The 4,763-nt window shown below is 71.3% G+C and carries 6 protein-coding genes; 4 read left to right on the plus strand and 2 right to left on the minus strand.

Going from position 1 to position 4,763, the window contains the following annotated elements:
- Together ACXJKL_RS14815 and ACXJKL_RS14820 are read left to right on the plus strand one after the other, a co-directional pair.
- On the plus strand, positions 1-547 hold a 547-nt coding region (locus ACXJKL_RS14815; RefSeq protein WP_457207809.1), incomplete at its 5' end, for an SAF domain-containing protein.
- Positions 548-604: 57 nt separating this feature from the next.
- Positions 605-958 carry an MscL family protein gene (locus ACXJKL_RS14820; RefSeq protein ID WP_457207810.1) on the plus strand — a complete coding sequence of 118 codons (354 nt, stop codon included), beginning with the start codon at positions 605-607 and terminating at the stop codon, positions 956-958.
- A 38-nt stretch (positions 959-996) separates the two neighbouring features.
- Here the strand turns inward: ACXJKL_RS14820 and ACXJKL_RS14825 are convergent, their stop codons facing one another.
- Entirely contained in the window at positions 997-1,218 is a 222-nt protein-coding gene (locus ACXJKL_RS14825; RefSeq protein WP_457207811.1) for a hypothetical protein, read from the minus strand.
- Complete coding sequence (locus ACXJKL_RS14830; protein ID WP_457207812.1) at positions 1,215-2,468, minus strand: LCP family protein; 1,254 nt, start codon at positions 2,466-2,468, stop codon at positions 1,215-1,217. The genes ACXJKL_RS14825 and ACXJKL_RS14830 overlap by 4 nt, the downstream gene beginning before the upstream one ends.
- A 174-nt stretch (positions 2,469-2,642) precedes the next feature.
- Here ACXJKL_RS14830 and ACXJKL_RS14835 point away from each other — a divergent pair, with 174 nt between their 5' ends.
- Positions 2,643-4,241 (plus strand): sulfatase-like hydrolase/transferase, encoded by a 1,599-nt coding sequence (locus ACXJKL_RS14835; protein ID WP_457207813.1) that lies wholly within the window; start codon positions 2,643-2,645, stop codon positions 4,239-4,241.
- Between the two features lie 162 nt (positions 4,242-4,403).
- Positions 4,404-4,763: ANTAR domain-containing protein (locus ACXJKL_RS14840; RefSeq protein WP_457207814.1), on the plus strand; the 360-nt coding region annotated here is incomplete at its 3' end.

The following is a 4,763-nucleotide window of genomic DNA, read 5'->3' on the forward strand; positions in this document are numbered from 1 at the left end:
GGCGGTGCTCGTCGGGCTCCGGGTCGGGGCCGGYCCGCCCCCGCCCAGCGTGGAGGTCGCGGTGGCCACGCACGACCTGGCCGCCGGCTCGGTGGTCGGTGCCGACGACCTGACGACGGTGGCGTTCCCGGTCGGGACCGAGCCGCGCCGCCTCGCCGAGGATCCCGTCGGCCGGGTGCTGGCGTCCCCGGTGGCGGCCGGCGAGCCGGTCACCGACGTCCGCCTGGTGGGCGCCGGGCTGGCGTCGATGCACCCCGACCTCACCGTGATGCCGGTGCGCCTGCCCGACGCCGGGGTCGTCGAGCTGCTCCGACCGGGCGACGTCCTCGACCTGGTGGCCGCCGACCCGGGCTCGGGCCGGGCCACGCCGCTCGCCTCCCGTGTGCTGGTGCTGGCCGTGCCGCGACCCACGGACCCGGTCGACCCCGCCGGAGGGTCCGCGGCACCCCCCGGGCGGCTGGTCGTGCTCGGGATCGACCCCGTGGACGCGGACGACGTGGGAGTGGCCGCGGTGACGCAGTTCTTGGTGGTGTCCTTCTCGCGCTAGCGTCCTGCGTGTTCCCCCACCCACCGACCCCGCCCCGGGGTCAGGCAAGGAGACACCATGAGCGGATTCAAGAACTTCCTCCTGCGCGGCAACCTGGTCGAGCTGGCGGTCGCCTTCATCATGGCCGCATCGTTCGCGGCCGTCGTCACCGCCTTCACGGCCTGGCTCACGTCGCTCCTCCCGTCCACCGACGACCTCTTCGACGGGACGCAGCTGGGTGACCTGGGCTTCTTCATCAATGCGCTCATCGCGTTCGTGATCCTGGCGACGGTCGTCTACTTCCTCGTCGTGCTTCCCTACACCAGGGCCAAGGAGCGCTACTTCCCCGCGGAGGACACCGGCACCCCCGCCGACGTGGCGCTGCTCGAGGAGATCCGCGACCTGCTGCGCGCACGCAACGGCCAGGTCTGACAGATCGTTCGACGGCCGGTCGGCCGTCGCCGAGCGGGTCAGCCGTGGTGCGGCGGCACCTGGTCGCGGTACCACTCATCGCCCAGGCCCGAGGAGTCCGTCGGCGACGGACGGTCGTCGGCGGTCTGCTCGGGAAGCACGTCACCGAAGACCGCGGCGAGGCGCCGGCGGCGGACCCACTCGGGCTGAGTCGAATCGGACTGGGCTGACTCGGGTTGGATCGACTCCGACCCGTCCCCCTGCGTGCTGTCGTCGCTCACGCGCACACTCCCGGCGTGGTCTCCTTCGGCGCCTCGGGGGTCGCGGTGTCGCTGGGCGACTCCTCGGGCGAGGGGGTCTCGGACGGGGAGGCGGTCTCCGAGGGGGACGGGGACCCGGACGGTGAGGGCGTCTCCGACTGGCCGCCCTGGGCCTCGCTGGACGTCGACGGCGGCTCCGCGGAGACGGCGTCGCCCAGCATGGAGGCCGGCAGGGGCTTGTCCTCGTTGATGAGCTGCCAGATCTTGTCCGCGCCGTCGGTCCAGAAGACGCTGCCGCGGAACTCGGAGTCGGTCGGGAAGTACTCCGTCGGGACCGTGACGAACTTGATCTCGTCGAGGCCGATGTTCTGCAGCTGCATCGCGATCTTGCCGATGCGCGTCACGGACCCGAGCCCCGTGTCGGTGGTCAGGGAGCTGGTGGCGGCATCGAGGAAGCGCACGACCTTGTCGAGGCGGGTGAGCGTGCCGGCCGACTTCACCTCGCGGATCAGGGCCCCGATGAAGGCCTGCTGGCGTCGGATGCGGCTGATGTCGTTCTGTTGGGCGAGCTCACCGATGTAGCGCGCCCGGACGTAGTCGAGGGCCTCGTCGCCGGTCAACAGCGACGGATCCCCCGCGGGGACGAAGATCTGGTGCTTCGGGTCCTTGATGTCCTCGGGCACGCAGACAGGGACGCCGCCGACGGCGTCGACCATCTCCCCGAAGCCGTTGAAGTCCACCACCACGAAGTGGTCGACGAAGACGTCGGTGTTCGCCTCGAGCTGCGCCACGGTGCACAGCGGACCGCCGACGGTGTACGCCACGTTCCACTTCTCGTCGGTGGCGGCGGCGCTGTCACCGCAGGCGGGGCGGTCGACGATCGAGTCTCGCGGGATGGAGATCGCGTAGGAGCGGGTGCGGTCGGCGGAGAGGTGCACGAGGATCGTGGTGTCGGAGCCACCCCCGCCGGCCTCGCTGTCGATGTCGTTGCCCTCGCCGGAGCGGGTGTCGTCACCCATCACCAGGATGTTGAGCGGCTCGCCGTTGCCGGCGTAGATCTTCTCGGGACGGTCCTCCCCGAGGGCCGAGAGCGACTCGGTGTCGATGTTGCCGTTCAGGTGGCGATAGAAGAAGACGACGCTGAGGGCGGTGACCAGGGCGAGCACCAGGGCGCTGATCGCGACGACGCGACCGACAGTGTGCTTGCGCTTGACCTTGCCCTTGCGCCTGGGCGCCTGGGACTCGGTCTCGGCCTCGTGGGCTCCTGACACTGTTGCTTCCACACCTTCGTCGGTGGGGCTCCGCAGCGGCACCCCGGGTCAACATCGCAAACTACGCGACACCGGTAAATTGTCACCGTAGCGGTCGGCTCCACAAATTCGCCGTCACCGGCCCGTGACAGGATGACGCGGTCCACCAGTCCTCGGCCCCAGGGACCACTCGTCGTGCTGCACCACCTCCGCCGGCTCGTCCGACGGCTCCGCCTGCCACTCGCGCTCGTCGTCGCCGTGGTCGGTCTCGCCCTCGTCGCGCCGGTCGCCAGCCCGTTCGCGAGCCCGGGCACCGACCCAGGCCCCGAGTCGTCGGCCAGTGCGTCGACGACCGGCTCCGGCTCCCCCCTGCCGGGAACCGCCACGACCGCGGGCCGCGGCACGCCGGTCGCCGAGGAGCAGCCCAACGTGGTCATGGTGCTGACCGACGACATGCGTACCGACGACCTGCGCCACCTCCCGCACGTGCGCAGGCTGCTGGTCGATCGAGGGATGACGTTCCGCTCGGCCCAGTCGCCGCACCCGCTGTGCTGCCCGGCCCGCGCCGAGATCCTGTCCGGGCAGTACGCCCAGAACAACGGCGTGCACCACAACTCCGGCCCGTACGGCGGGTGGCAGGCCTTCGACCCCAGCTCGACGATCGCCACCTGGGCCCAGGACCAGGGCTATCGCACCGCGCTGCACGGCAAGCACCTCAACCACTTCGACCCGGACGCGCCCGCGGACCCGGGGTGGACCAACTTCGACATCCTCATGGAGCCGGCCACCGACTACGCCAACTTCGACTTCTTCAACGGCACCTCCTACCGCAACGACTACGTCACCACCCGTCTCGACGAGCGCACGGTGTCCGACCTCGAGCGCTGGGCCGGCCCCACGCCGTACCTCGTGATGGCCAACCACGTGGCTCCCCACATCTGGATGCCGCGCTCGGCCCGGGGCGACGGCGACGGTGACCGCGGTGGCCGACCGCCGAAGGTGGCCCGCGAGTACAAGCGCGCGCTGGCCGGTCTCGAGCCGGCCTCGTTCAAGGCACCGAGCTTCAACGAGGGCGACATGCGGGACAAGGAGATGATGGTCCGCGGCCGCCCGAAGCTGCCGCCCCGGGAGATGACGAGGCTCAACCTGGCCCGGATCCGGTCGCTGCTGTCGGTGGACGACGCGGTCAAGCACCTCATGGACACGTTGCGGGAGACCGGCGAGCTCGACAACACCTACATCGTCTTCACGAGCGACAACGGCTACGCCCTGGGCGAGCACCGCTACACCGGCAAGGACCGGCTCTCCGAGGAGATCCTCGACGTCCCGCTGGTCATCCGGGGTCCCGGGGTCCCGGCCGGCCGGCGGTCCGACCGGCTCGTCTCCCTCGTCGACCTCACCGCGACCCTCTCCTCGCTGATGGACCTGTCCCCCGACTCCACGCTCGACGGCGAGGACTTCTCCGACACGCTGCTCGGCGGGAGGGCCACGCACCACCGCGACACGATGCTGATCCAGACGGGCGGCAAGGCCACCGCCGTGCGCGATCCGGGGTGGACCTATCGGGGCGTGCTGACCGGGCGCTACGCCTACGGACGTCGCGTCAACAACGGCCCGCGCGACGGCTTCCTCTACGACCACGAGCGCGACCCCTACGAGCTGCGCAACCTCATCCTCTCGAAGCGCTACGCCCCCGTACGCCGCGAGCTGGAGCGCCGTCTCCGCGCGCTCGGGGACTGTGCGGGCAAGGAGTGCAACCGGCACTTCGGCACGGTGCCCGCGCCTCGCGCCTGAGCCGTCCTCGACGGACTGTCGGTGGCTGGACGAGGCCCCCGTCGTGCCCTTGTCGTCCCCCGGCGGCGCTGCTACCTTCGGCCTCAGCACGCGAGCACCCGATCATTCGGGTGCCCCACCCCAGACCCCGGTGGCACGGACGTTCCGATCTGGAGGATGACCATGCTTCCGACCCCACGCGATTCCGCGTGCACGCTCGAGCAGGCCAAGGGCGTCATCATGCTCCGGTACGGCGTCAGCTCCTGCGAGTCGCTCGCCACCATCGCCCGGTGGGCGCACGAGGCACACGTCACGGTCCCCGAGATGGCCCACGCCCTGGTCAAGGGCATCTGCCAGGGCCGGGTCACCGCGGAGAACCGTGGCGTGGTCCGCTGGCTCGAGCACCGTCTCCGCGCCGACATCGGCGAGACACGTCGGGCTCCCGAGACCGTGACCCTGCGCCCCAGCACCGGCACCGGCACCCCGCCTCCGCCTCCGCCGACCCGGACGCGGGCGGAGGCGCCACCGGCGACCGACGCCGCG

Source organism: Nocardioides sp. P5_C9_2, from assembly GCF_054049555.1.

What these genes read in the sequence shown, in the direction of transcription:
- ACXJKL_RS14820 (WP_457207810.1), top strand. Translation starts at nt 605, where the DNA reads ATGAGCGGATTCAAGAACTTCCTCCTGCGCGGCAACCTGGTCGAGCTG.